The 790-nt window shown below is 62.4% G+C and carries 1 protein-coding gene; it reads left to right on the top strand.

From position 1 onward, the window contains the following. Positions 1–92: 92 nt before the first annotated feature. Positions 93–790 (top strand): IS110 family transposase (locus J8I34_RS34240; RefSeq protein WP_209808608.1); only part of this gene is annotated, 698 nt, incomplete at its 3' end.

The following is a 790-nucleotide window of genomic DNA, read 5'->3' as shown; positions in this document are numbered from 1 at the left end:
CCGCGAGGAATCAAACGCGGGTTAGCATGACTGCCAGAGCCGCACGGTGTGGACAGTGCCACACCCAGGCGATTTCCAGCGCGGAGGCCAGCATGGAACACGATAGCACGCTGTATGTCGGCTTGGACGTCCATAAGGACTCGATCACGGTCGCTTACGCACTCGGCGCGGGCGAGGTCGAACTGCTTGGCAGGATCGGTACCTCGAAGGCCGATATCGATCGCCTGTGCAAGCGCCTGCAGTCTAAAGCGCGCCGGATCCGCATCGTCTACGAGGCGGGCCCATGCGGATATGGCCTTTACCGGCAGCTTGAAGAGAAGGGATTCGAGTGCATGGTGTGCGCGCCGTCGCTGATCCCGAAGAAGCCCGGCGAGCGCGTCAAAACCGATCGGCGCGATGCGGTCAAACTGGTGCGATCGTTGCGCGCCGGTGACCTCTCGGCCGTCTACGTACCCAGCGTCGAAGACGAAGCATTCCGGGATCTGTCACGCGCCTGGGGCAACGCCAAGGACGATTTGAAGCGCGCCCGACAAAGGTTGAGGGCCTTTCTGCTTCTACATGGGGTGCGCTACAGCGGCAGAGCCGACTGGGGACCGGCGCACCGGCGCTGGATCAGCGCCTTTGCGTTCGACACCATGTGGCAACAACTTGCTTTTGACGAATATCGACGTGCCATCGAGGATCGGCTCGCGCAATGTAGCCGTCTCGAAGCCGCCTTGCGCGAAGCTGTCGTCAACTGGCGCCTCTATCCGGCCGTACTTGGCTTGCAGGCCATGCGCGGCGTGCAGTT

Origin of the sequence: Cupriavidus phytohabitans (genome assembly GCF_017815025.1) — a bacterium.
Classification (GTDB): Bacteria; Pseudomonadota; Gammaproteobacteria; order Burkholderiales; family Burkholderiaceae; genus Cupriavidus.
Note: the sequence above shows the minus strand (reverse complement) of the source record. Positions and strands in the feature narration are given on the sequence as shown.